The following is a 25,549-nucleotide window of genomic DNA, read 5'->3' on the forward strand; positions in this document are numbered from 1 at the left end:
TGCATCGCGGGATCCCCGTTCTGGAGGGCGGATTCACTGCGACTCGCCAGAATGAGGTCTTCGCTCGCGAGATCGAGTCCGGGAGGCTTTGCAGCCTCGCTGAGGAATGGCGCCCTATGAATGTGCTGCTCACCGGAGAGGCATTTCCCGCCACCGATCCCGAGTCCCTGCCCGTTCTTGGCGGCGTCCACGTGGCCAGCTTCCAGACCCCCGTGGACGTGATGATCTGGTTGGACGCCGACGGCGTTCGCGGCGCGCACGCGTACTTGGGAGGGATCGACTTCGACGAGCACCTCGAGCGGCACCGCAAGAAGCTCGAGTTCTTCGGTGACGCCGGGTATGTCGCGACCGACCTGCGTCGTCGTCTGAGTGACCTGAAGCGTTTCTACGCTCTCGCGGATGCTGACGGCGAGGCCGTGGTGAAGCGCGTGTACGCCTGAATCGGACGCTGACCGGGTCTCCCCCGCCGTCATGCAGGGGCAGGCGCCGTCCAGCGCGACGTACGCCGCGACCGTGCATCGGACCACCGCCCCGGTCGCGCTCCACCAGACCGGCACCGTCACCACCGGCAAGGGCGAGTACAAGCCCGAGGCGGTGTACGTCGTCGGCGGCACGGGTTACGTCAAGGAGGGCGCCGAGGGGTGGAAGCAGGGGCCGCTCTCCGACCCTGACATCGCCAATGAGGTCGAGGATCCCCTGGCCGAACTGGACGCGTTCGCGGGGTACGCCAAGAGCGCGACGGTGAGCCGTACGGGGGCGGGCTTGCGGCTTCGGGTCAGCGCGTCCGGATGGCAGTTGCCCGCCGCACGGAACCGCCCCGCGCTCAAGCGGGGCGTGCGCGAAGTGGAGCCCACGCTGGCTCAGTTGCGCAAGGCGGGGGTGACGGCGACCGACAGCGAGATCACGCTCAAGAGCCTCACCGAGACGTGGGACCTGGGTGACGAGGCGCAGGGGCACCGGGTCACGTCACACCGCTACACGTTCACGTTCCTCGTGCCGTTCCGAGGCGGCGACATCACGGTGAGCCAGGAGGTGCGGGCCGACAACCGGGGGGTGTTCGGCGGGACCGTGGCCCTGCCGTCCGGGGCGGAGTGACCCGCCACGTATGACGCCGACACACCGTCGGTCAAAAGGTTGTACGAGCCTCGTGACTTTCTTGTGTGGTACATGACACGCATGTGTCCCTGTGATGTTCAAGGCCAGGTATCCGCTTGATCAACGAGGGGGAACGCGCTCCTGAGTTCCCTCGTCGATCAGAGGGGGAGCGAAACCGTGGCTGAAGTTGACGAACGGGTACCGTGCGCGGTCGAGATGCGGTCCCGCGCGGCGGGTTTCCTCGCACGCGTCACCACCCGCAACCGGCTGCCCCTGGACTACTCCGAGCGCAGTCTGCGGGTCGTCGACTTCCTCGTCGACGGGCTCCGCAAGGGCGGTGCCGACCGGGAAGGTGCCCGGAACGCTCTGCTCGGCCTCGGGGCGTACGTCGGTGAGGTGCTCGTGCGCCGCGCGGGGGCGGTGTGGGTGGACTTCGACGCGGACCAGCGCAGCTACTTCGGGCAGCCGGTCGGTGTGCGCATGCCGGACGGGCGGGTCTGGAACCCCCTCGGCAAGGTCGTCAACCGCTTCGAGGTGGGCGGCCCCGAGGAGTCCCTGCAGACCTTCTACCTGACCCTGCACGGACGGGCGCGGAGGGTTGCGGCCCGGTGACCGGCCGGCGGATCATCGACGTCGCGTACGGCGAGGGGTGGGACTCCGGGCGCGGAGCCGTTCTCGGCCCGATCGACGCCTCGGTGGCGGCGGCGCGTGATGCCGCGGGGCTGCCCTACGCGGTGGTTCTCCGGCAGGCGAACGCCCCGGGCCTGATCGTCGCGCATGTGGCCTGGGAGAGTCACTACCTCGGGCTGTGGGCGTACGACGCCCAGGGGCGCCGGTTCCTCGAGAACGCGCGGGCGTGTCAGTCAGCTGGGACTCCCCAGGAGCTGATGTGGGTCGGCTCGCCGTCCGTGCAGAGCACCGTGCACCTGCCCTGTGCCCGCCTCGGGAAGGCCAGCCGCTCGGAGTCCGCCCATACCGATGCCTTCCCTCCGTGCTCTTCGGTCGGTGCGGGGCAGCGTAGGAGGCGGCACTGACAGTCGGCGAATAGTCTCCTTTGTTCGGCCGTTCGCGGTGACGATTCCAACTCCTGTATAACCGGCGCTCGTTCCGGCCCGCCGTTCTCGGCCGCGCCTCCGCTTGCCTCCGTTGCCGCCCATCGAAGGGTCTCTTCGTGCTGCCCTCTTCGCGCTCCCGTGCCCGTACGTGCTCCGCCGTGTTGACCGTCGCCGGCGCCCTGCTGCTGGTGTCGGCCTGTGGACAGGGAGGAGGCGACGGTCCAGGGGCTGAGTCCGGTGACGCGGCCGGGAGCGTTGCCGTCGAAGCGTCGGCGGCCTCCGGCGCGCCCAGTGCGTCTGCCTCCGCCTCCGCCACACCCTCGGCCTCCACGTCCGCCTCCGCCTCCGCCTCCGCGTCCGCCTCGGCGAAGGCCAAGCCGAGCGCCTCCGTTTCGCGCACCGGCTCGCCGGCCGCCGTCGGCACGCGCCAGAGCCCCGAGGCTCCCGCCGCCGTCAGCACGCCCCACTTCCCCGTCCCCGCCACCCCCGGCAACGCCACCCAGCTCATCACCGTAAAGGCCAGCGGCTCGTACGCCACGGTCACCGCCTGGTCCAAGGGGGCCTCGGGATGGAAGGCGCAGTTCAGCACGACTGCCGGGCGCGTCGGGTCCAACGGGGTCGTGGCCGGGTCGACCCGGCGGCAGGGCACGTACACCACTCCCACCGGGACCTACACCCTCACCGAGGGCTTCGGCGTCGAGGCGGGCGGGACGAGCATGCCGTACACGCGGGTGAACTCGGCACACTGGTGGGTCGAGGACCCGGAGTCGAAGTACTACAACTCGATGCACGCCACCGCCGGCGCGGACTTCCCGCTCACCGAGAGCGGTGACCGGGGCAGCGAGCACCTCGTCGACCACCCCGTGCAGTACGCCAAGGCGCTCGTCATCGACTTCAACCGGTGGCCCGCCGTGCCCGGCCGGGGTGCCGGGATCTTCCTGCACGTCAACGGTCAGGGCGCGACCGCCGGTTGCGTGTCCGTGCCGCGCGCCACGATGGACCTGATCATGGGATGGATACGGCCCGGTGCGCATCCGCGTATCGCCATCGGCTGACGGAGCCGCCGCCGTGTGTGACCGGCGCGACCGCTGAGGGCTGTGACAAATCTGTGAGCTCCGACGCTGATCACGGTGAGGACACGGGCGGCCGTGTCGCACGATGCGGATTCGGTGCGAGCGCGGGCAGGGGCCCGGGCGGGGTACGGACGGGGACGGTTCTTGGGCCAGGGAAAAGAGCCCCGTCGCCAGCAGGCGCGCGACGGGGAGCTGGGCGCGGCCGTCGCGCGGGCCCAGGACGGTGACGAGAGCGCTTTCGCGGTGGCCTACCGGATCGTGCAGCCGGGGCTGCTCGGTTATCTGCGCGGGCTCGTCGGCGAGGACGCCGAGGACGTGGCCTCCGACGCCTGGCTGGAGATAGCCCGCGACCTGGGTCGGTTCAAGGGGGACGGCGCCGGTTTCCGCGGCTGGACCGCGACCATCGCCCGGCACCGGGCCCTGGACCACCTGCGCAGACAGCGGGTACGGCCCCGGGGGACGGCGCTGGAGCAGGACGTGCTCGACCTGCCGGGACCGCACAGCACGTACGAGCAGGCGTTGGAGGCCATGTCCACCGAGCGCGCCCTGGCCCTGCTGCGCGGGCTGCCCAGTGACCAGGCCGAGGCGGTCCTGCTGCGGGTGGTCGTCGGCCTGGACGGCCCCGCCGCCGCCCGCGTCCTCGGCAAGCGCCCCGGCGCGGTGCGCACGGCCGCCTACCGGGGGCTGAAACGGCTCGCCCGCCAGCTGGGCGCCCAGGACGCCGCGGACGCGGGTGTGACGGATGACGGTCCCAGCACGCTGGGGGAGTCGAAATGAACGGCGACGGCCATCGGCCGTATACCTCCACGGGAGCAAGTGGAGCGAGGCGCGCGGCGGATCCGCGCGGCCGGGCCGGACGGACCAGGAACGGGAACGGACATGGGTGAACGGCACAGCGGCGACGGGCCGCCCCGGCGCCGGCACGCGCACCCGGCCGGCCTCGTCGACGGACCGGTCCCGTCCGGCGGCGACGCGGCCGCCGACAGCGAGTTCGAGGCCCGGTTCGCCGCCGTGCTGCGCCGGGACGCGTTCGCCGCCGGTGCCGAGGAGCGCGCCGTGGCCGCGTTCCGCACCGCCCGGGACTCCGGTGCGCACCGGACCCGGACCCGGCGCCGCGACGACTGGCGGCCCCGGCCGCGGTTCCTCGGACGGCTCTCGCCGAAGGCCGCGCTCTCCGTGTTCGTCGCGAGCCTCACGATGGGCGGCGTCGCCTTCGCGGCGATCGGCTCCGCCGGGTCCGGCGAGCACGACGGCGACCGGCACCCGGCCCGCCCCTCGGCGAGCGCCTCGCGACAGCCCGGCGCGGCACCGCACGCCCCCGGGCCGGGGGCGCCGTCGGCGCGCCGGGACCACCCGGCCACCGCCGAGGACACCCTGGCCCACTGCCGCGCCTACGAGCAGGTCGAGGGCCACGGCAAGGCGCTCGCGTCGACGGCCTGGCGGCGGCTGGTCGCGGCCGCGGGCGGCGAGGCGAGCGTCCCGGCCTACTGCGCCGAACGGCTCGCGCACGCGGACGCGTCCGCGGCGGGCAGGGGCGACGCCTCGCACAACGGCGGCGGCAGCGGCAGGGCCGGCAGCGGCAGCACCGGCAACGGCGGCAGCGGCAGCGGCAACGGAAAGAGCCCCGGCGGCGACAAGGCCAACAGCGGCGACAACGCCAGCAGTGGCGGGAACGGCAAGGCCGGCGCGAAGAAGTGAGTCCGGGCACCCCCGCCAGGGGGGTCGCGGAACCCGCGCGAAGCAGGCGGGAGCCGGGGACCGGGGCAACGGCCGGGGCCGCCACCCCCCACAGGAGAGGCCCCGGCCGTCGCGCTCGCGGACCGCTCGGCGGCCCGTACTTCCTTCAGCGCCATGAGTGCGGTTTCTGTCACACCCTGTCGTCCCGCACTGAGTCACGAGTTAGTTGCATCTTCTACGGACATGGACGAGGAGCGGTTTCACGCCGTAACGTGCCTTTCGCGCCGGACCGAACAAAGGCGTAAAGGGAGTGCGGTGCTGGGGGACGACGCGGAGCTGACCACCGCGGTGCGTGCGGCACAGGACGGGGACGAGACCGCGTTCCGTGCCGTGTACCGCGCGGTGCACCCGAGGCTGCTCGGATACGTACGCACGCTGGTCGGCGACCCGGACGCCGAGGACGTGGCCTCCGAGGCATGGCTCCAGATAGCCCGGGACCTCGAACGGTTCAGCGGCGACGCGGACCGGTTCCGCGGCTGGGCCGCCCGGATCGCCCGCAACCGCGCCCTCGACCACATACGGATGCGCGGCCGCCGCCCCGCGATAGGCGGCGACGAGACGGAGCTGACCGGCCGGGCCGCCGAGTCCGACACGGCCGGCGAGGCCATCGAGGCCCTGACCACCGACCGCACCCTGTCGCTCATCGCGCGGCTCCCGCAGGACCAGGCCGAGGCGGTCGTGCTCCGCGTGGTGGTGGGCCTCGACGCCAAGTCCGCGGCCGAGACGCTCGGCAAGCGCGCGGGCGCCGTGCGCACCGCGGCACACCGTGGCCTGAAGCGGCTGGCAGAGCTGCTCGGCGACGATCCGGAATCGGGAGCCGGCCTCGACGCCCTCCCGCCCCAGCGAGAACCGCGCCGTCGCGCGGTGACGTCCGCCACTGTGACGCATACACGTGCGCGGACGCAGAAGGACATGTGATGGCCGACGAGCAGTACGAGTGGCTTACCGGTGACATGGCGGAACGTCTGCTGCGCGGTGAGTCGCTGGAAGCCGTCGACGTCGCTGCCCCTGACCAGGCCCGCAAGCTCGCCGAGGCACTGGGCGCGCTCGCCGCCGAGGCGGCACCCGCGACCGGTGAACTCCCCGGTGAGCAGGGTGCGCTGGCCGCGTTCCGCAAGGTCCGTGAGGAGGCCGAGGCCGAGCGGGCCGCCGCCGCGTTCGGCGCCGGCGGCACCGGCGGCGGCTCCGGCACGGGCGCGCGCGACGCGGACGCCGGCCTGGTCCGGATCGGCCGGCCGGCCCGTAGCGGAAGCCGGTGCCGGCGCCCGCGCTGGGCCCGTCCGGTGCGCTTCGCGCTCGCCGCCGCCGTGGCCGCGGGCACGCTCGGCGGGGTCGCCGTGGCCGCCGGCGGCGGAGTGCTGCCGAACCCGTTCCGCGACGAGCGGCCGGGACCGGTCACCTCCGTGTCCACCGCGCAGTCCTCGGGCCGCCCGACCGCCACGTCCTCGCCGCGGCCCCCGCTGAACATCGCCCCGGGCACGCCCGACGGCAGCGCCGCCCCGTCCCTCGGCGGCAGCCCCTCCGGCTCGGCCGCCGGGCCGGGCCGGGACGCCGGCGCACAGGTGACGCCGGGTTCCGGCGACCCGTCCCCTACCTCCGGCACCTGGTGGCGGGACGCCGCCGCGGCCTGCCGCGACCTGCGCGACGGCAAGGAGCTGGGCACCGACCGCAGGCGAGTCCTGGAGAACCTGGCGGGCGGGCCGGTGCGGGTCACCCGGTACTGCCGGGCCGTCCTCGCGGAGCGGAACGGCTCCGCCGGTGCGGGCAAGGGCCAGGGCGGCGGCAGCGGCAAAGGTGACGGGAACGGCAAAGGAGACGGCAAAGGGGGAGGCAACGGCGACGGCAACGGCCAGGGCGACGACGACGGCCACCCGGGCCGGGGCCCCGGCCGTGACCAGGGCGGTCATGGCGGCCGTCACCGGGGGAGCGTCGTCTCTCCCGCTCCCTCGGCCTTCGCGCCCGTGACCCCGGGCCGGCGGCCGACCGCGCCGGCCCCCTCGCCGAGCCCGTCCTACAGCGCGCTCTGAGCCTTCCGTGGCAGCCGGACCGGATCTTCGATCACGCCGCTGACCTGCGCTTCCGTCCACTCCGGAAAGATTTTTCACGAAGGGTGTGACGTTTTCGGCGGCCGCGACGCAGTAATGAGTGAGCCGACTGGTCATCGGCCGTCGCACTGAGCCGGGGTTCCCCCCGTACCCACGGCTCGTGCACCTGGCGGGGGGGGGGGGGGGGGGGGGGGGGGGGGGGGGGGGGGGCGGGCCCGCCCGCGCCGCGCCCCCCCCCCCCCCCCCCCCCCCCCCCCCCCCCCCCCCGCATCCCTCACCAGTGGACGACGACCTTGTCGCCCACCCTCACCTGGGCGAACAGCTCAGAGATCGCCGCCTCGTCGCGCACGTTGACGCATCCGTGCGAACCGCCCGCGTACCCGCGTGCCGCGAAGTCGTAGGAGTAGTGCACCGCCTGGCCGCCGCTGAAGAACATCGCGTACGGCATCGGGGAGTCGTAGAGCGTCGACACATGGTGCCGTGACTTCCAGTAGACGCGGAACACACCCTCGCGGGTCGGGCTGTACAGGGCGCCGAAGCGGACCGACATCGTCTCGACCGTGCGTCCGTCGATCATCCAGCGCAGCGTCCGGCTGGTCTTGCTGATGCACAGCACCCGGCCGGTCAGACAGCGCGGATCGGGCGGGTCGGCCGGCTGACCGCCCATCAGGTACAGCTCCCACCGGCCCGGCCGGTGCGTCATGGCCAGCAGCCGCTGCCAGGTGGCCGTGTCCAGCTCGCCCGTGCGGGGCAGCCCGCGCTTGCCCTGGAAGCCGGCGACGGCCCGTTCGGTCAGATCGTCGTAGCTGCCCGTCGGCCCGTCGAACAGCCAGTCGACCTGGCGGAGCCGGGCCTGCAGCTCGCGCACCCCCGTGCCGCTGTCCCCGCGCGACCACAGCACCCGGCCCGAGGGCCGGGCCGGCTGGGCGGCGGGCCGGTGCGAGCGCGTCCCGGCGGGGCCGGGGGCCTTGCCGGAGGGCAGCAGGACGTGCACCGGCGAGCGCTGCTTGCCGTCCCCGTCCGGGGGCTGCACGGTGCAGCCGCTGAGCGCGGCGAGGGCGGCGACCGAGACGAGTACGGCGGCGGGTCTGCCCGGGATCCTCATGCCGGGGATGCTTCCCCGCGTGACCGCCGCCGAACTACGGGGCATGGTGAGGAGGTGACAGAACGTACTTCCGGAGGCATCCATGGCGCGTGAATCGGAGTCGGGGCTGCCGATCGAGCCGGTCTACGGGCCGGGCGACCTGACCGGCTGGGACCCGGACGGGAAGCTGGGCGAACCGGGCACGTACCCCTACACCCGCGGGGTGTACCCGACGATGTACACCGGCCGCCCCTGGACCATGCGCCAGTACGCGGGCTTCGGCACCGCCGCGGAGTCCAACGCCCGCTACCGGCAGCTCATCGCGCACGGCACCACCGGTCTGTCCGTCGCCTTCGACCTGCCCACCCAGATGGGCCACGACTCCGACGCCCCCCTGGCGCACGGCGAGGTCGGCAAGGTGGGCGTGGCGATCGACTCGATCGAGGACATGCGGGTGCTGTTCGACGGCATCCCGCTGGACCGGGTCTCCACCTCGATGACGATCAACGCCCCGGCCGCGCTGCTGCTCCTGCTCTACCAGCTGGTGGCGGAGGAGCAGGGCGTACCGGCGGACCGGCTGACCGGCACCGTCCAGAACGACGTCCTCAAGGAGTACATCGCGCGGGGCACGTACATCTTCCCGCCCAAGCCCTCCCTGCGGCTCACCGCCGACATCTTCAAGTACTGCACCGCCGAGATCCCGAAGTGGAACACCATCTCGATCTCCGGGTACCACATGGCGGAGGCGGGCGCGTCCCCCGCGCAGGAGATCGCCTTCACGCTCGCCGACGGCATCGAGTACGTCCGCACCGCGGTGGCGGCCGGCATGGAGGTGGACGACTTCGCCCCCCGCCTGTCCTTCTTCTTCGTGGCCCGTACGACGCTGCTCGAGGAGGTCGCCAAGTTCCGCGCGGCGCGCAGGATCTGGGCGCGGGTGATGCGGGAGGACTTCGGCGCGAGGAACCCGAAGTCCTGGATGCTGCGGTTCCACACCCAGACGGCGGGCGTGCAGCTGACGGCCCAGCAGCCGGAGGTGAACCTCGTCCGGGTCGCCGTCCAGGCGCTCGCCGCCGTGCTCGGCGGCACCCAGTCCCTGCACACCAACTCCTTCGACGAGGCCATCGCGCTGCCGACGGACAAGAGCGCGCGGCTGGCGCTGCGCACCCAGCAGGTGCTGGCGTACGAGACGGACGTACCGGCGACCGTGGACCCGTTCGCCGGTTCCTACGCGATGGAGCGGATGACGGACGACGTCGAGGCGGCCGCCCTGGAGCTGATGGGCAAGGTCGAGGACCTCGGCGGCGCGGAGGCGGCGATCGAGCGCGGCTTCCAGAAGGCGGAGATCGAGCGGAACGCCTACCGCATCGCGCTGGAGACGGACGCGGCCGAGCGGGTGGTCGTCGGCGTCAACCGCTTCGGGCTGGCGGAGGAGGAACCCTACGAGCCGTTGCGGGTCGACCCCGCGATCGAGGCCCGGCAGGCGGAGCGGCTGGCCCAACTGCGCGCCGAACGGGACCAGGCGGCGGTGGACACCGCGCTGGACGCCCTGAGGAAGGCGGCCGAGGGGAAGGACAACGTGCTCTATCCGATGAAGGAGGCGCTGCGGGCGCGCGCGACCGTGGGGGAGGTGTGCGGGGCGCTGCGTGAGGTGTGGGGGGCGTACGTGCCGTCCGACGCCTTCTAGGCCGCTTCCCGAGGCGCCTTCCGACCACCTGCGCCGTGGGCGCTGTCGCACGCCCGTGCGACACTCCTTGCCATGTTCGGCGTCATCGATCTCCCCACCTATCTGGCCGGTCTCGTCCTGATCGTCCTGCTGCCCGGCCCCAACTCCCTCTACGTGCTGTCCGTGGCCGCCCGGCGCGGGGTCCGGGCCGGCTACACGGCCGCCGCCGGCGTCTGGTGCGGCGACACCGTGCTGATGACGCTGTCCGCCGCCGGGGTCGCCTCCCTGCTCCAGGCCAACGCGGTGCTGTTCGGCATCGTGAAGTACGCCGGTGCCGGCTATCTGACCTGGCTGGCGATCGGGATGCTGCGGGCCGCCCGGGAGATGTGGCGGACGCGGCGTGAGCGGGTGCTGGAGAACGCGGCGAGCGAGGAGGACCCGGCGCCCGCCGTCGAGCGGCCACTGCGCCGGGCGTTCGTCGTCAGTCTCTTCAACCCCAAGGCGATCCTGTTCTTCGTCGCCTTCTTCGTGCAGTTCGTGGACCCGGGCTACGCCTATCCCGCCCTGTCCTTCGTCGTCCTCGGCGCCTTCGCGCAGCTCGCCAGCTTCCTCTACCTGAGCGCCCTGATCTTCGGCGGCACCCGCCTCGCCGCCGCCTTCCGCCGCCGCAGGCGGCTCTCGGCGACGGCCACCTCGGCGGCGGGCGCGCTGTTCCTCGGCTTCGCGGTGAAGCTCTCGCTCGCCAGCACGTGACGTGAAGCCCGGGGCCGGCCGCCGGTCGCGCGGGGCTCTGGCGGCGCCTGTCGCGCGGGGTCCTAGCGGCGGCCGACCCGGGCGAGGTACTCGTCCAGGCCGGCCGCCGTGTCGCCCGCCCAGGCGACGTAGCCGTCCGGGCGGACCAGGAAGATCCCCGGGCCGTACGAGGCGGGCGCGGCCGGGAGCGACCGCACCCCCGCGGCGGTCGTCGTCGCGCCCAGCAGGGTCCAGTGCGGGCCCCGGAAGGCGTCGAACAGCCGAGCGCCGTCCACCACGCCGTCCGGCGCCCGGTCGCCGGCCCGGACCCCGGCCGGGGCGGCACGCCGCTCCTCGCTCAGCGACGACTGCGGATACCCGAGCCCGAGCTGCACCGTCGCCGCGCCCCGCCGCACCTGCCCGCGGTGCACGCCCGTCGACAGGCCCAGCATGGCCGCCGCGTTCGGACGGCGCTCCTCCTCGTAGGTGTCCAGCAGCGCCCCGGGCGCTCCGTCCCGCAGCACGGCGCCGAGCTTCCAGCCCAGGTTGTAGGCGTCCTGGACGCTGGTGTTCAGTCCCTGCCCGCCCGCCGGCGAGTGGACGTGCGCCGCGTCGCCCGCGAGGAACACCCGGCCCGCCCGGAAGCGGTCCGCGAGCGCGGCACGCGGCCGGAAGTCCGAGGCCCAGTGCAGCTCGGTGACGGCGTCCGCGCCGAGGTGCGTGTACGCGGCGACCAGTTCCCGGACGCCGTCGAGGGTCAGTTCGGGCTCGGTGCCCTCCGGCAGCTTCCCGGTCAGCTGGAAGTCCTCCGTGCCGGCGAGCGGGCAGAGCATCACGCCGGTGTCGTCGGCCCCCGGGAAGGTGTGCCAGTGCTCCCGGTCGATGCCCCGCACCCGGACGTCCGCCACCACGAACGGGCTGGGGTCGACGCTCTCCCCGCTCATGCCGACGCCCACCGCCCGGCGCACCGCCGAGCGCCCGCCGTCCGCCGCGACCACGTACCGGGCCCGGACGGCCGTGCCGTCGGCGAAGCGCACCTCGACGCCCTCCGCGTCCTGTTCGAGCCCCGTCGCCTCGCGTCCGAAGACGACCCGGCCGCCCAGCTCCACGAGCCGCGCGTGCAGGATCTCCTGGGTCCGCCACTGCGGGACCAGCAACGGCTCGGTGTACGGCGACCCCTCGTCGGCCGGCACGGGCTCGAACATCGGCTGCTCACCGACTCGTTCACCGTCCTTCCAGACCATCCGCACGGGGTAGGGGCCACCGGCCGCGCGGACCGCGTCCAGCACGCCGAGGTCGTCGAAGACCTCCTGGGTGCGCGGCTGGACCCCCTTGCCGCGCGAGCCGGGGAACAGCTCCGCCGCCCGCTCCACCACCAGCGCGTCCACCCCGCGCCGGGCCAGGTCGACGCCGAGGGCCAGGCCGGTGGGACCGGCCCCCACGATCAGGACATCCAGCATGATTTCTCCTTAACGTCGTTAAGTGCTGTCGTCCGCAAGGCTGCCCTTAACGCTGTTAAGCTGTCAAGCGTGAGTACGGAACGACGCACCCCCCTGGACCGCGGCCGGGTCGCGGACACGGCTCTGCGGCTGCTGAACGAGGTCGGCCTCGACGGCCTGACCCTGCGCGCCATCGCCAAGGAGCTGGACGTCAAGGCCCCGGCGCTGTACTGGCACTTCAAGGACAAGCAGGCGCTGCTCGACGAGATGGCGACGCAGATGTACCGGCGGATGGTCGCGCGCACGGCGCTCGATCCCGCGGACACCTGGCGGGAGCGGCTCCTCGCGGTCAGCCGCGGGCTGCGCGCCGCCCTGCTCGGCTATCGCGACGGCGCCAAGGTCTTCAGCGGCTCACGCTTCACGGGCACGGACCACGGACATGAGCTGGAGGCGCACCTGCGCGTCCTGACGGCGGCCGGCCTCACCCTGCCGCAGGCGGTCAACGCGGCCCGGACCGCCGCCATGTTCACCATCGGGTTCGTCACCGAGGAGCAGGGTGTGCGGCCCCTCCCGGGTGAGCGCCGGGAGGGGTACGGCATCGAGGAGCGGGCCCGGCGCCTGGCCGAGTTCCCGCTCGCGGCCGAGGCGGGAAAGATGCTTTTCGACGACTGGGACCAGCAGTTCGAGGAGGGTCTCGCGCTGGTGATCGCCGGTATCCAGGCGCGCTACGGAATCACCTGATTCAGTCGCTCCGTTTTCCGTCTTTCGTCAGGGTGAACCTGGCCTGAATTCCCGGTGTACGGGAATTCTTCAGCGCCTTCCTCAGGCGCGGGCCGAATGGTTTCTCCACGAACCGGTGCATCAGATAGGCGAGCAGCAGCATGCCCAGCACCGTCGCCACCAGCGTCGGCCACGCGGGCAGGCCGAGGCCCCGGTGCAGCACCCGGATGACGAACCAGCCCAGGTGCTCGTGGACCAGGTAGAACGGGTAGGTCAGCGCCCCGGCCGTGGCCAGCCAGGGCCAGTTCGCCCGGCCGGTCCAGCCGAGCGCCACGGCCGCCACGGCGGCGAAGGCCAGGGTGACGACCAACAGGATGACCAGCGGGTCGCGGACGAGGTCCCCGTGCGCGCCCGGGTGCCACAGCGCGCGCGTGGCGGTGCTCTGCCCGAGCAGCCAGGAGGCGGCCACGATGCCCCACAGCAGCAGGTCGCCGCCGAAGCGGTGGATCAGGTAGAGGGCGAGCCCGCCGACGAAGAACGGCGCGTACTCCGGCATGACCAGCTGGTCCGTCAACTCGTTGCCCGAGGTGCGGCACACCGCCGCGGCCAGCGTCCACGCGCAGGCGAACAGCACCACCCGGCGGTAGGTGACCCCGCGCGCGACGACGAACAGGGCGAACAGCGCGTAGAAGCGGACCTCCACCCAGAGCGTCCAGCACACGCCCAGCACGCGCGGCGCGCCCATGGGCTGCTGGAGCATCGTCAGGTTGACCAGGAACTCGTCCGGTCGGACCGCGTGCACGACGGCCGGCAGGGCGAGCGCGGCGCCGGTGACCAGCACCAGGGCGACCCAGTAGGCGGGGTAGAGGCGGGCGATGCGGGAGCGCGCGAAGTCGCCGAGCGTACGGCCCCAGCCGCTCATGCAGATGACGAAACCGCTGATGACGAAGAAGAACTGGACGCCCAGACAGCCGTACGCGGCCACCTGGGACAGAGCCGGGAAGACGTGCGCGGGCGACTGGTGCCAGGAGGCCGACACCGTGCCGCCGCGCCCGGCGTAGTGGTAGAGGCAGACCATCAGGGCGGCCACCAGCCGCAGGCCGTCCAGGGCGAGCAGCCGGCCCCGGCGCGGGCCGGGAGCGGCCGGGCCGGCGGGGCCGGGCGGAGTGGCGGGGGCGGCGGACGGATCCGGCGCGGCGGACGCCGAACCCGCGGCGAGAGCGGGAGAGGAAGCAGACATGGTGCCCGGCCCCTACCCGAAACAATCCTGATCATCTCGCTTTTCCGGTGAAAATCTGCGGCCCTGAGCGACTGTTTCGCCTGCACCTGGGCGAATCACGGAAATGCCTTGGTTGACAGTCCAACCATTCGCCCCGCCGTTCGAGTTCGTTCACCCGGACGTCGTTTTGCCTTCCTAGTTTCTCCATCCACCCCCACGCTTCGGTAAACACATGGAATACGGCCGTAAAGTCCGTATTTGCTTGGTAAAAATCAGGAGAGCTATGACGAGGGTCCAGAACCGGCGGCCGGCCGTGCGTGGCGGGGGACTGGAGGACTGCCTGCGCGCCTGCGCCGTGCACAGCGGCAAACTCGTGGGCAGCCTCGACCGCCGCCGGACGGAACTCGCCGAGCGGCTGCGCAAGTTGCTCGTGGTCTTCAGCACGACCGGCACCGCGGCCCCCGCGCCCGCCCCGGCCGGCGGCGCCACCGCCCTGCTCAAGCGGGCCGTCAAAGGACCCGCCGTCCCCACCGGCGGCATACCCGAGGACCTGCTCGACGCCCTGCTGGCCGTCGCCAACAAGGCGCTGGAGTGCGGCTACGACGACGAGCTGCACCTCGCCCTGCGGATCGGCGACACCGTCCTCGCCCAGCGGAAGAACTCCCGCGCCGGCTGGCGGCTGCGCGCCCGCACCCTGGAGGCGCTCGGCGAGGAGCGGGAGGCCGTCGAGGCGTACGAGCGCTACCTCGAACTCACCACCGAGGACGGGTTCGGCGTCGCCGCCCGGATCACCGGACTGCGCCGGGCCGCCGAGCGCGAGCGCGAACTGCTCGCGCTGCTGCGCCGCCAGTGCCCGGGCGCCGACGGCTTCGCCGGCGGCCCCGCCACCGACGTGTGGGCCGAGGGCCTGGCCCTGCACGCCCTCGGGGACTGGGCGGCGGCCGAGCCCCGCCTGGTCGGCGCGCTGCTCTCCCTCGCCGCCGACGAGGCCCCGGTCGCCGACCGGCAGGAACTGCTCAGCCAGTACCTCGACCTGCGCACCGGCGTCGCGGCCGACCCCGGCGCCCTCACCGAGGCCGTCGCCCTCTACGCCGAGCAGCGCCGCGTCCGTATGCGCGGCCCGGTCGCCGACCCCACCGTCGGCGGGGTCGACTGGGTCAGCCTCGGCGAGTTCCGCAACCTGATCGCCGGCCGGTCGATCTGCCTGATCGCCAACTCCGGCCGGGTGGGCGAGAGCGGTCTCGGCGCCCGCATCGACGACTACGACCTCGTCGTCCGCTTCAACTCGTACCGGATCGACGCCCGGCACACCGGAAGCCGCACCGACATCCACGCCACCATCCACAAGCACGGCTTCAACTGGGACAAGCCGGTGACCACCCGGCTGGTCTTCGGCGGGGTCTCCGGCGACTGGAAGCACTCGCTGCGCAACCGCCTGGTGTCCGGCGCCCAGCGGTACCTCGGCGACGAGTCGCTGCGCTGGCCCGTCCGCAACATCGGCCGGCTCGGCAACGACGTCTGGTCCGGCATCCCCACCACCGGCTTCAACATGCTGTGGCTGCTGGACTTCCTGGACGTCAGCCCCACCCTCGACCTGATCGGCTTCGACTTCTACGAGAGCGGCGCCTACCGGGTGCCCGAGGCGATGAAGCTCGCGATCACCTCCGCGCACGAGTACACCAGCGAGAAGGCATGGGTCATGGAGCGGGCCCAGAGCGTGACCGACATGAGGATCTCCCTGCGATGACCACCACCCTGAGCCCCGCGACCCCGGACACCTCGGCCGGCGACCTCACCGGCAAGCGCCGCGTCGCCTTCGCCGCCTTCGTCGACGAGAACTACCTGCCCGGCTTCCTGGCCCTGCTGCGCAGCCTCGCCCTGTCCAACCCGGGCGTCTGCGAGGACTTCGTCGTCCTGCACGACGACCTCAAGCCCTCCTCGATCGCCCGCATCCGCGCCCTGCACCCGCGGATCGTGCTGCGCCGCGTCGACGCCGCGCGCTACGACTCCTACGTCAAGGGCGACCAGGACAACTACCTGGTCCGCAAGGCGTACTTCATCCTCGACGTCTTCCGGCTGCGCGACTACGACACCGTCATCACCCTGGACACCGACATGGTCGTCCTCGGCGACCTCGGCGAGCTCCTCCGGCTGCGCGAGGGCCTCGCGGCCGTGCCCCAGTTCTTCTACGGGCAGCACAAGCTCAACTCCGGGCTGCTGGTGATCCAGCGGGAGTACCTGTCCGACGCGTTCTGCGCGCGGATCGACCAGGTCGGCCGGGCCGGCACCTACGAGCTCGACAAGCACGACCAGGGCATCCTCAACGCCGTCCTGGACGGCGACTTCGTCCGCCTCGACGCCCGCTACAACTTCGTCAAGCGGCGCCTCTCCGGTGACCTGCCGGTCCCCGAGGACACCGCGATCCTGCACTTCACCGGCCGGCACAAGCCCTGGCAGGGCGGTGAGGCCGGGTACGCGCAGGCCGAGGAGCGCTGGCGCGAGTTCGAGCTGACCGACGCCGAGTTCCAGGCCGCCTGCCTGGCCCCGGGCGGCAGCCTCCACCACGATCTGCTCGTGCACTACGGCACCCCGTACGTGGCCAGGACCGGGAACGTCGAGGTCGCCCGCCGGGTCGCCGCCGCCCACCTCGCGGCCGGTGAGTACCAGGACGCCGTGGAGATCCTGGGCAGCGTCCGCATCCCGCTGGACGAGGCCTGGCCGCACGAGGTGTACGGGCACGCCCTGATGAGCGTCTCCCGGCACGAGGAGGCCCGCACCCAGCTGCTGCTGGCCACCGCCGCCCCCAACCGGGCCGCGACCGCCTACGCCCGCCTCGCCCAGCTCGCCTGGGTGCAGGGTGACAACGCCGAGGCGCTGAAGTACGCCACCGCCGGCCTCACCGTCGACCCCACCCACCGCTCCAGCCGCCTGTGGGCGCAGCGCGCGGCGGCCGTACCGGCCCAGGAGCGGGGCGCGGCCGAGGACCAGCTCGCGCACGTCGCCTTCTACATGGACCGGCAGGGCAACGCCGGCGACAAACTGCTGCCCGAGACCGTCCGGCTCGCCTTCGGCGCCGACACCACCTCCCGGCGCTGGCACCCCGTCCACGCCCACCGGCTGTTCGACGAAGCCGCACTGGAGCGCGTCAACGCCCGGCGCGGGCTGGTCATCGGCGGCGGCGGGCTGTTCATCCCGGACACCATGCCCAACGGCAACAGCGCCTGGCAGTGGAACGTCCCGGACGAGCGGCTGCGCGCGATCGACGTGCCGATCATGGTGCTCGCGGTGGGCTTCAACGCCTTCGACGGGCAGTCCTACCGCGCCCGCCGGTTCAACGAGAGCCTGCGCCTGCTGGTGGAGAAGTCCGCCTTCTTCGGCCTGCGCAACCACGGCTCCATCGCCAAGGTCCGCTCACTGCTCCCGCCCGAGCTGCACGACAAGGTCGTCTTCCAGCCCTGCCCGACCACGGTGACGCGCCGGCTCGTCGCCGGCTGGACGGACCCGTCCCACCGCGAGGACACCGTCCTGCTGAACGCGGCCTACGACCGCGCCGGTCTGCGCTTCGGCCACGACTACGGGCACTTCCTGAACGAGACGGCGAAGGCCGTGCGCGCGATCGGCGCCCACACCGAGGTCCGCTGCGTCGCCCACTCCCTGGACGACGAGCGCATCGCCTTCGACCTGCGCCGCGAACACGGCATCTCGCTGCCGGTGATCCCGATGTACGACTTCTCCAACGACGAGATCCGCGCGACGTACGCGAAGACCCGGCTGGTCATCGGCATGCGCGGGCACGCCGGCATGATCCCGTTCGGGGTCGGCACGCCCATCCTCAGCCTCATATCGCACCCGAAGATGGCGTACTTCCTCCGGGACATCGAGCGCCCCGAATGGGGTGTCTCCGTGCACGAGAAGAACCTCGGCGCGGTGCTCACCGAGCGCGCCCTGGACATCCTGGACCACCACAGCCGCACGGTCGCCGACGTGCACGACCGGCAGGAACTGCTGTGGAAGGTCACCCAGGAGAACGCCGCCCGGATCCGGACGGTCCTGGGCCGGTGAACGCCGAGGAGGGCGGGCCCGTGCCGGGCCCGCCCTCCGGGGGGTGAGGTCAGCGGCGGACGACCCGGCGCAGACCGCGCGCCTTGCGGGCCATCCGGCGGACCGTGGCGTTGCGCGGGATGAAGGCGAGCTGGGCGGGCACCCCGCCCGGCAGCGCCAGCGAGGTCAGGCGCCTGCGCTTGAAGTAGCGCAGGGTCCGCTGGTCGAGGTTGCCCGCGAGGAACCGCTCGGTCTCCTCGCGCAGGCCGGGCAGGATCTTGGGCTGCATCGCGAAGCCGACGGCACGCACCAGTGCGCCGAGCGCCTCCACGTCCGTGCCCCGGCGCTGCGCGGTCACCGCGGCCGTGTCGGCCAGGTCGGGCAGCAGCGCGTCCACCACGGTGACCGGGATCCGGTTGCTGTTCTCGAACGGCGTCAGCCGCTCCAGCAGCAGATCGGTGCCGACCCGGGCGACGGGGAGGCCGTACAGGGCGGAGGCGGTGAGCAGGGCGGTGGAGAAGCAGCCGACGACCAGCGCGGGACGCATCCGCTGGTACAGCACCTCGGCGAGGACCGGGGTGTCGAGGACGGTCAGGTCCACCCCGAGCTTCTCGGCCTCCTGCTCCAGGGTGCGGGTGAAGCGGGCCGGCGCGGTGGGGTGCGGCTTGAACACCACGGTGCGGTGCCCGAGCCCGACGGCCCCCTTGAGCATCCGTACGTGCAGGTCCTCCTCCTGCTCGGCGGTGAGGATGTCCAGCGCGGACAGGTACTGGCCGAGCAGCAGCGCGGGCTCCTCCGCCTCGGGCAGGCCGTCGCCGAGGGGGGCGAGTTCGGCCAGCACCTTGGTGAAGGCCGCGGTGGGCACGATCTCCCCCGGGACGCCGAACTCGGTGAGCAGCAGCGGTTCGAGGCCCGGCACCAGGTCGAGGTGGAGCACCCGGTCCACCCGGGTGCCGACCAGCGGGTCGATCTTGTTGCGGGTGGGCCCGTAGCTCATCAGGCCGTCGGCGTAGACGGTGACGGGGGCGCCGGTGAAGATCTGGGCGAGCGCGAGCGAGGGGTTGACCTGGATCGACTCGACGGCCAGCTCGACGTCGTCGTCGCCGAGTCGCCACTCGTGGCGCAGATACCGCTCCCACAGCGGCAGGTCGTCCGGCCGGGGCGCCCAGCCGCCGGGGTGGAAGGGGAAGATCGCCTCGTTGTACGACAGCACGTCGTCGAACCGGTCGCGCAGCCGCTCGAAGCCGGGCATCGCATCGAGCCCCGGAGTGGTCTCCGGGGTGGCCGCGTTGTTGCAGACCAGCAGGATCCGGCGGTCGGCGGGGCGGAAGCAGCCGGAGTCCAGGGCGGCGGCGAGCGTGGCCGTGCCGTACAGCGTCGACGCCTGGAAGATCTGGGTGGTCACGCGGCGACCCCCGCGGGGGCGGGCCGGCGGCGCAGCCGGCGCAGCCGGGTGGCGCGCTGGAGGTCCATGGAGTCCAGCGCCTCGTCCAGCACGTCCTGCGGCATGCGCCGCAGGGCCGCGGCGCTCAGGGATTTCAGTTTCTTCGCCACCGCCGGCTCGAACCTTTCGATGGATCCCAGGTGATGGGAAATGATGGCGCAATAGGTGCGCACGGCCTTCGGCAGCAGGGCCCCGGCCTCCGGGTCCTCGGCGGTTTCCGCGACCACCTGGTCGAACGCGCGAATGAAATCGAGTTGCCGGACATCACCGATCTGGGTGAGTGACGAGGCGACTCCGCGCCGGTAGAACACGCCGAGCAGACTCACCGCGGCGAAGGATTCCGCCTCCCGGTGCAGTTTCCAGATCCACGGCCGGTCCTCGGCCGTGCGCAGCCCGTCCGTGAAGTGCAGCAGGCCCCTGTCCACCAGGCGGCGGTGGTAGATCCCCGCCCAGGCGTAGGCGTAGTCCACGGAGGTGGACCGGTCGGCGGGCAGGATCGCCGCGCGCGGGTCCAGCACCGTGTTCCGCCGGCCGACCGGCACCCGGTGCACGGTCCTCGCCCGTGCCGTGCACTGCACGTGGTCGGTGCGCAGGAAGTCGCAGCCCAACTCGTCCATGGCCGCGACCAGCCGCGGGTAGTGGCCGGCGGCGAGCCAGTCGTCGCCGTCCAGGAACGTCAGGTACTGGCCGCGCGCCCGGTCGATCCCGGTGTTGCGGGCGGTCGCCAGCCCCCCGTTCCGTTCGTGGCGGACGAGGACGGCGCCCGGCAGCTCGCGCTCCGCGCGCGCGAGGATCTCTGGTGTCCCGTCGCGCGAACAGTCGTCGACGAGAATGAATTCGAAGTCCTCACGCGCGTTCGCGCCGAGACTCCTCAGGGTGTCGGGCGCGTATTGCTGCACGTTGTAGAACGGCACGATGACGGAGAGCTTGACCACGTCAGGGACGTTAGGGGGAAGCCCGTCATGTGTCTTGACGCTCTCCTTGATGCCAGGTGAACGACGCGTGGCGAAGCTGTGAACCGGGTCTTTTTCCGGCGCCTTCACGAGCCGATTCGCCATTCGGCGATGTGCTGTTAACCGTTTGTTGCATTCAGGTTGGGCGGAACCTCGGAATGCCTTCCTAGCGTCTTCGGCGTGCCAGTCAGTGCAACGAAGTCCCTGCGGGTCGCCGTCCTCGCGGATTCCGACACCCGGTGGAAGTGGGGCGCGCTCACCGCGCAGCGCGTCACTCCCACGGGCGACGGTCTCCGGCTCGACGGCTACCTCCTGCGGGGCCGAGCCACGCCCACCGCCCGCCAGTTGACGGAAGTCGGCGTTCAGCCGGACTCGCTCCGCGAGGTCACCGGCGCCGAGTTCCTGCGCGTCATGGACGAGGAGTCCTACGACGTGCTCGTCCTCGCGCTGGTCGGCGGCGGGGTGCAGGCCATGCTGCACGGGCTGCGGAACGTGTGGGGCGGCTCGGGCCGGCGTCCCGTGGTCGTCACCGGCTACGTCGGCGTCGTCTACGAGAAGCTCGCCGACGGGCTGCTGCTGCGGCACGGCGCCGACCTCGTCCTCGCCAACTCCCGTGCCGACGCGGAGCGTTTCCGGACCGTGTACGAGGGAGTGGGCGCCGACGCCACGGCCGTCACCGAGGTCGCGCTGCCGTTCCTCGGCGGGGAGCCGTACACCGGCGAACACGACCCCTACACCGTCGTGTTCGCCGCCCAGCCCTCCGTCCCGGACAGCCGCAAGGACCGCGCGTACCTGCTCGACCGGCTGATCCAGCACGCCCGCAGGCACCCCGAGCGCGAGGTGCTGCTGAAGCTGCGCTCCCGGCCCGGCGAGCACACCACCCACATCGAGGAACTGCCCTACCAGAAGCTGGTCCAGGGCAAGGACCTGCCCGCCAACCTGCGCCTGGTGTACGGCCACATGGGCGAGGTGCTGGACCGCACCGACCTGCTGGTCACGGTCAGCTCCACGGCCGCACTCGAAGCACTCCACCGCCGCATCCCGACGGCCGTCCTGACCGACCTGGGGGTGCGCGAGGTGCTCGGCAACCACCACTTCACCGGCTCCGGGTGCCTCGCCTCCTGGGACCAGCTCGACGCCGGGCACCGCCCCGCGCCGGACGCGACCTGGGTGGCCCGGCAGGGCGTCGCGCCCGGCGGGGAGGGCTCGTACGCCACCGCCTTCGACGCGGCCCGCGCACGCATCGCCGGGCTGCTCGAACGGCCGGGCGGCCTGCCGCCGCTGAACCCCTACTACACACCCGAGACCGCGCCCGGCTACCTGCCCGGCATCCTCGCCCGCCACCACCTCGGCCCCGACGGCGCCCCGCTGCCCGGCGCACCCGCCGCCGACAAGGCACCCGGCCCCGTCCGCCAGATCGTGCGCCGGGCCGCGCGCGGCGCCTACCGCCACGGCGTGCAGCGCGTGGCCCCCGTGATCCGACGAATGGGAGAGCTGTGAGCGACCGGATCCCACGGCAAGGAGTGGACCTCATGACCGACGCCGACCACGACGCCCCCGCGGTGCGCCGCGTGCTCGCGGTGATCCCGGCACGCGGCGGCTCCAAGGGCGTCCCCGCCAAGAACCTCGCCCCCGTCGGCGGCGTCCCGCTGGTGGCCCGCGCGGTCCGCGAGTGCCGCGCCGCCCGGCTGGTGACCGACGTGGTCGTCTCCACCGACGACCCGGCCATCGCCGCCGCAGCCCGGCAGGCCGGCGCCGAGGTCGTGCTGCGCCCCGCCGCCATCGCCGGCGACACCGCCACCTCCGAGGCCGCCGTCCTGCACGCCATGGACGCGCACGAGGCCCTGCACGGCGCGGCCGTCCACGCGGTGCTGCTGGTGCAGTGCACCAGCCCGTTCCTCCTGCGCGAGGACATAGACGCCGTCGCCGCCGCGGTGATCGAACACGGCGCGGACACCGCGCTCACCGTCGCGCCGTTCCACGGCTTCGTCTGGCGCGACTGCGCCGACGAGCTCCCGGCGCGCCCCGCGGCGGACGCGGCCCGCCCGGTCACCGCGTCCGGCACCGCCGCCGCGGTCGCGGCGGCGGACGGCCCCGGAGCCGCGCCGGCCGGCGGCGGCTACGGCGTGAACCACGACAAGTCCTTCCGCCCCCGCCGCCAGGACCGCCCCCAGGACCTGCTGGAGACCGGCGCCGCCTACGCGATGGACGCGGCAGGCTTCCGCGAGCACCGGCACCGCTTCTTCGGCCGCACCGAGCCGGTCCGCACCGACCCCGCCCGGGTGCTGGAGATCGACGACCCGCACGACCTGGCCCGCGCCCGCGCGCTCGCGCCCCTGTTCGACGCGGACCGGCCCGGTTCGCTCCCCACCTACGACGACATCGACGCCGTCGTCCTCGACTTCGACGGCACCCAGACCGACGACCGGGTGCTGATCGACTCCGACGGACGGGAGTTCGTCTCCGTGCACCGCGGCGACGGACTCGGCATCGCGGCCCTCCGCCGGAGCGGCCTGAAGATGCTGATCCTGTCCACGGAACAGAACCCGGTGGTCGCCGCCCGCGCCCGGAAGCTGAAGCTCCCGGTGCTGCACGGCATCGACCGCAAGGACCTCGCCCTCAAGCAGTGGTGCGAGGAGCAGGGCATCGCGCCGGAGCGCGTGCTCTACGTCGGCAACGACGTCAACGACCTCCCGTGCTTCGCCCTCGTCGGCTGGCCCGTGGCGGTCGGAAGCGCCCACGACGTCGTACGCGGCGCCGCACGCGCGGTCACCACCCTCCCCGGCGGTGACGGCGCGATCCGAGAGATCGCCAGCTGGATCCTCGGCCCCTCTCTCGATTCCCTCCCCAAGTAAGGACATCCCCTGATGAGCACCAACTCCCGTCTGCGTACGTTCGGTTCGCGCGAGGTCGGCCCCGGCCGCCCCGTCTACATCTGCGGCGAGATCGGCATCAACCACAACGGTGAGCTGGAGAACGCGTTCAAGCTGATCGACGTGGCCGCCGAGGCCGGCTGCGACGCCGTGAAGTTCCAGAAGCGCACCCCGGAGATCTGCACCCCGCGCGACCAGTGGGACATCGAGCGCGACACCCCCTGGGGCCGGATGACCTACATCGACTACCGCCACCGCGTCGAGTTCGGCGAGGACGAGTACCGCCAGATCGACGAGTACTGCAAGGAGAAGGGGATCGACTGGTTCGCCTCCCCGTGGGACACCGAGGCCGTCGCCTTCCTGGAGAAGTTCGACGTCCCCGCCCACAAGGTGGCCTCCGCCTCCCTGACCGACGACGAGCTGCTGCGCGCCCTGCGCGCCACCGGCCGCGCGGTCATCCTCTCCACCGGCATGTCCACCCCGAAGCAGATCCGCCACGCGGTCGAGGTCCTCGGCAGCGACAACATCCTCATGTGCCACGCCACCTCGACCTACCCGGCCAAGGCCGAGGAGCTGAACCTCCGCGTGATCAACACGCTGGAGAAGGAGTTCCCGAACGTCCCGATCGGCTACTCCGGCCACGAGACCGGCCTGCAGACCACGCTCGCCGCGGTCGCCCTCGGCGCCACCTTCGTCGAGCGCCACATCACCCTCGACCGCGCCATGTGGGGCTCCGACCAGGCCGCGTCCGTGGAGCCGCAGGGCCTCACGCGCCTGGTGCGCGACATCCGCACGATCGAGGCCTCCCTCGGCGACGGCGTCAAGAAGGTCTACGACTCCGAGCTCGGCCCGATGAAGAAGCTGCGCCGCGTCAGCGGTGTCGTCGCCGAGGCGGAGATCGCGGCGGCCGCGGGCGAGCCGGTCACGGTCTGAGCGCCCCCATCGCCTGACGGATGCCCTACGACGGGACGGTCGCACGCCGATGAGCCCCCGCGCCGGTCACGCCGGCCACCCCGCCCGCACGCTCGCTTTCGTGGAGAGCCCGGTACAGCTGCTGAACGTACTGGAGTGGGCACACCTGCGCGGCCTGCGCGGCGCCGACCCGGCCGGACCACCGGCCCCGCGCCCGCGGCCGACGGCCCCGTCCGGCCCCGCGGGCGCGGACGCGGCGGCGGTCCCGTCCGGCTCGGCCGTCCCGTCCGGTCCCGCGGGCGCGGACTCGGCTGACTCCGCGGACTCGGCGGTCCCGTCCGGCCCCGGGGCTGCGGCCCCGGCGGTCCCGTCCGGCCACGCGGCCCCGGCCACGGCCGCCGTGCCCCCGCAGGTGCGGCGCACGGCGGGGGCACGCGGCGGGCTGCCGGGCGAGGGCTCGGAGCTGACCGTCGTCGTACTGGCCCCGACCGACCCCATGACCCGGGGCCAGCTGCGCCGCATGGCCGACCTGGCCCGTGACGAGGGGTACCGGGTGCGCTGGGAGGAGGCGCGGGGCGGCACGACCGCACCCTTCCACACCATCGGCGGTCTGGCCGGCCCGCTGCGCCGCGCCGACCGGATCGTCATGGGCGATCCCTTCTCCCGCTACGTGCAGCTGCTGCTCACCATCACCCGCGCCCGCGACCTGGTGGTCGTGGACGACGGAACCGCGACGATGGAGTTCGTCGCCCAGCTCGCCCGCGGGGAGCGGCTGGTGCGCTGGCACCGCAAGGGCGGCCGCCCCGGCCCCCGCGACCTGCTCTTCGCCCCCGTCTCCTCCTCGGCCCGCCGCCGCCTCACCCCGAGCGGCCGCCGCAGGGTCGAGGTCTTCTCCTCCATGCCGGTGACGGAGACCCCCGAAGGGGTCACGGTCACCGCCAACGACTTCGCCTGGACCCGGGCCCGCTTCGGGCCGCCCCGCATCACCCGGGGCGCCGACATGGTCGGCACCTCCCTGGTGGAGACCGGGGTGGTGGACGGCGACCGCTATCTGGAGGCCGTCCGCGACCTGGCCAAGGCGCACGGCGCCACCCGCTACTTCGCGCACCGCCGCGAGAACACCGGCAAACTGCACCGGCTGGCCGCCGAGACGGGTCTGGAGATCGTCCGCCCGGACCTCCCCCTGGAGCTGATCGCCCGCCGGGGCCCCATCGGCCGCACCATCCTCAGCTTCCCCTCCACCGTCGTCCACACCCTGCCCCTCGCCCTGGCCGGCACCGGCGTCCGCGTCGCGGTGTGCGACATCGACCCCGGCTGGCTCACCCAGAACGCCTCCCCGCGGGCCCAGGGCTTCCTGTCGGGGGTCACGGGCACGGCGCGGGACGTCCACCGGCTGGCGGCGGTGGCCCTGGCCTGAGACCGCCCGGCCGGACCTCAGGAAGCCGGGTCCGGTCGGTGGACACG

The 25,549-nt window shown here is 73.0% G+C and carries 23 protein-coding genes; 18 read left to right on the forward strand and 5 right to left on the reverse strand.

The window, feature by feature from the left end:
• The first annotated feature begins 116 nt into the window (after window positions 1–116).
• The 9 genes from V7E45_RS00735 (at window position 117) to V7E45_RS00775 (ending at window position 6,987) form a co-directional block, all read left to right on the forward strand.
• Window positions 117–440 carry a hypothetical protein gene (locus V7E45_RS00735; protein WP_333772094.1) on the forward strand — a complete coding sequence of 108 codons (324 nt, stop codon included), beginning with the start codon at window positions 117–119 and terminating at the stop codon, window positions 438–440.
• A gap of 73 nt (window positions 441–513) precedes the next feature.
• Window positions 514–1,095, forward strand: a complete 582-nt coding sequence (locus V7E45_RS00740; protein WP_333772092.1) for a hypothetical protein — start codon at window positions 514–516, stop codon at window positions 1,093–1,095.
• A gap of 216 nt (window positions 1,096–1,311) precedes the next feature.
• A complete protein-coding gene (locus V7E45_RS00745; RefSeq protein ID WP_443055889.1) occupies window positions 1,312–1,707 on the forward strand; it encodes a hypothetical protein in 396 nt (131 codons plus the stop codon).
• Window positions 1,704–2,129 (forward strand): hypothetical protein, encoded by a 426-nt coding sequence (locus V7E45_RS00750; protein WP_333772090.1) that lies wholly within the window; start codon window positions 1,704–1,706, stop codon window positions 2,127–2,129. Before V7E45_RS00745 ends, V7E45_RS00750 begins: the two co-directional genes overlap by 4 nt.
• A 179-nt stretch (window positions 2,130–2,308) precedes the next feature.
• Window positions 2,309–3,205 (forward strand): L,D-transpeptidase family protein, encoded by an 897-nt coding sequence (locus tag V7E45_RS00755; protein ID WP_333772089.1) that lies wholly within the window; start codon window positions 2,309–2,311, stop codon window positions 3,203–3,205.
• Between the two features lie 162 nt (window positions 3,206–3,367).
• Window positions 3,368–4,000, forward strand: a complete 633-nt coding sequence (locus V7E45_RS00760; RefSeq protein ID WP_333772088.1) for an RNA polymerase sigma factor — start codon at window positions 3,368–3,370, stop codon at window positions 3,998–4,000.
• Between the two features lie 102 nt (window positions 4,001–4,102).
• A complete protein-coding gene (locus tag V7E45_RS00765; protein ID WP_333772087.1) occupies window positions 4,103–4,921 on the forward strand; it encodes a hypothetical protein in 819 nt (272 codons plus the stop codon).
• A gap of 294 nt (window positions 4,922–5,215) precedes the next feature.
• Window positions 5,216–5,878 (forward strand): RNA polymerase sigma factor, encoded by a 663-nt coding sequence (locus V7E45_RS00770; protein ID WP_333772086.1) that lies wholly within the window; start codon window positions 5,216–5,218, stop codon window positions 5,876–5,878.
• On the forward strand, window positions 5,878–6,987 hold the full coding sequence (locus V7E45_RS00775; protein ID WP_333772085.1) for a hypothetical protein: 1,110 nt from the start codon (window positions 5,878–5,880) through the stop codon (window positions 6,985–6,987). The genes V7E45_RS00770 and V7E45_RS00775 overlap by 1 nt, the downstream gene beginning before the upstream one ends.
• 292 nt (window positions 6,988–7,279) lie before the next feature.
• On the opposite strand, the gene V7E45_RS00780 is transcribed toward V7E45_RS00775, so the two are convergent.
• The gene (locus V7E45_RS00780) at window positions 7,280–8,110 is read right to left on the reverse strand and encodes a L,D-transpeptidase family protein (RefSeq protein ID WP_333772084.1); all 831 of its coding nucleotides are present in this window, start codon (window positions 8,108–8,110) and stop codon (window positions 7,280–7,282) included.
• Between the two features lie 82 nt (window positions 8,111–8,192).
• Here V7E45_RS00780 and V7E45_RS00785 point away from each other — a divergent pair, with 82 nt between their 5' ends.
• Window positions 8,193–9,773 (forward strand): acyl-CoA mutase large subunit family protein, encoded by a 1,581-nt coding sequence (locus V7E45_RS00785; protein WP_333772083.1) that lies wholly within the window; start codon window positions 8,193–8,195, stop codon window positions 9,771–9,773.
• 72 nt (window positions 9,774–9,845) lie between these two features.
• The gene (gene leuE, locus V7E45_RS00790; RefSeq protein ID WP_333772082.1) at window positions 9,846–10,505 is read left to right on the forward strand and encodes a leucine efflux protein LeuE; all 660 of its coding nucleotides are present in this window, start codon (window positions 9,846–9,848) and stop codon (window positions 10,503–10,505) included.
• 62 nt (window positions 10,506–10,567) lie between these two features.
• Here the strand turns inward: leuE and V7E45_RS00795 are convergent, their stop codons facing one another.
• Complete coding sequence (locus tag V7E45_RS00795) at window positions 10,568–11,944, reverse strand: FAD-dependent monooxygenase (protein WP_443055887.1); 1,377 nt, start codon at window positions 11,942–11,944, stop codon at window positions 10,568–10,570.
• 69 nt (window positions 11,945–12,013) lie between these two features.
• Here V7E45_RS00795 and V7E45_RS00800 point away from each other — a divergent pair, with 69 nt between their 5' ends.
• Complete coding sequence (locus tag V7E45_RS00800; protein WP_333772081.1) at window positions 12,014–12,664, forward strand: TetR/AcrR family transcriptional regulator C-terminal domain-containing protein; 651 nt, start codon at window positions 12,014–12,016, stop codon at window positions 12,662–12,664.
• Between the two features lies 1 nt (window position 12,665).
• On the opposite strand, the gene V7E45_RS00805 is transcribed toward V7E45_RS00800, so the two are convergent.
• The gene (locus V7E45_RS00805) at window positions 12,666–13,883 is read right to left on the reverse strand and encodes an acyltransferase family protein (RefSeq protein WP_333772080.1); all 1,218 of its coding nucleotides are present in this window, start codon (window positions 13,881–13,883) and stop codon (window positions 12,666–12,668) included.
• Window positions 13,884–14,145: 262 nt separating this feature from the next.
• Between V7E45_RS00805 and V7E45_RS00810 the strand changes: the two genes are divergently transcribed.
• Window positions 14,146–15,609 carry a glycosyltransferase family 29 protein gene (locus V7E45_RS00810; protein ID WP_333772079.1) on the forward strand — a complete coding sequence of 488 codons (1,464 nt, stop codon included), beginning with the start codon at window positions 14,146–14,148 and terminating at the stop codon, window positions 15,607–15,609.
• On the forward strand, window positions 15,606–17,924 hold the full coding sequence (locus V7E45_RS00815; protein WP_333772078.1) for a glycosyltransferase: 2,319 nt from the start codon (window positions 15,606–15,608) through the stop codon (window positions 17,922–17,924). The genes V7E45_RS00810 and V7E45_RS00815 overlap by 4 nt, the downstream gene beginning before the upstream one ends.
• A gap of 49 nt (window positions 17,925–17,973) precedes the next feature.
• On the opposite strand, the gene V7E45_RS00820 is transcribed toward V7E45_RS00815, so the two are convergent.
• Window positions 17,974–19,308, reverse strand: coding sequence for an alpha-2,8-polysialyltransferase family protein (locus tag V7E45_RS00820; RefSeq protein WP_333772077.1), 1,335 nt, complete (start codon window positions 19,306–19,308; stop codon window positions 17,974–17,976).
• A complete protein-coding gene (locus tag V7E45_RS00825) occupies window positions 19,305–20,282 on the reverse strand; it encodes a glycosyltransferase family 2 protein (protein ID WP_333772076.1) in 978 nt (325 codons plus the stop codon). Before V7E45_RS00825 ends, V7E45_RS00820 begins: the two co-directional genes overlap by 4 nt.
• A gap of 198 nt (window positions 20,283–20,480) precedes the next feature.
• Here V7E45_RS00825 and V7E45_RS00830 point away from each other — a divergent pair, with 198 nt between their 5' ends.
• The 4 genes from V7E45_RS00830 to V7E45_RS00845 are packed head-to-tail and all read left to right on the forward strand — an operon-like array spanning window position 20,481 to window position 25,502.
• On the forward strand, window positions 20,481–21,800 hold the full coding sequence (locus tag V7E45_RS00830) for a DUF6716 putative glycosyltransferase (protein ID WP_333772075.1): 1,320 nt from the start codon (window positions 20,481–20,483) through the stop codon (window positions 21,798–21,800).
• A gap of 32 nt (window positions 21,801–21,832) precedes the next feature.
• The gene (locus V7E45_RS00835; protein ID WP_333772074.1) at window positions 21,833–23,155 is read left to right on the forward strand and encodes an N-acylneuraminate cytidylyltransferase; all 1,323 of its coding nucleotides are present in this window, start codon (window positions 21,833–21,835) and stop codon (window positions 23,153–23,155) included.
• A gap of 12 nt (window positions 23,156–23,167) precedes the next feature.
• Window positions 23,168–24,106, forward strand: coding sequence for an N-acetylneuraminate synthase family protein (locus V7E45_RS00840; RefSeq protein ID WP_333772073.1), 939 nt, complete (start codon window positions 23,168–23,170; stop codon window positions 24,104–24,106).
• Between the two features lie 49 nt (window positions 24,107–24,155).
• Entirely contained in the window at window positions 24,156–25,502 is a 1,347-nt protein-coding gene (locus V7E45_RS00845) for a hypothetical protein (protein ID WP_333772072.1), read from the forward strand.
• Window positions 25,503–25,549 lie beyond the last annotated feature (47 nt).

This window comes from Streptomyces sp. IBSBF 3136, from assembly GCF_036815105.1.
Classification (GTDB): Bacteria; Actinomycetota; Actinomycetes; order Streptomycetales; family Streptomycetaceae; genus Streptomyces.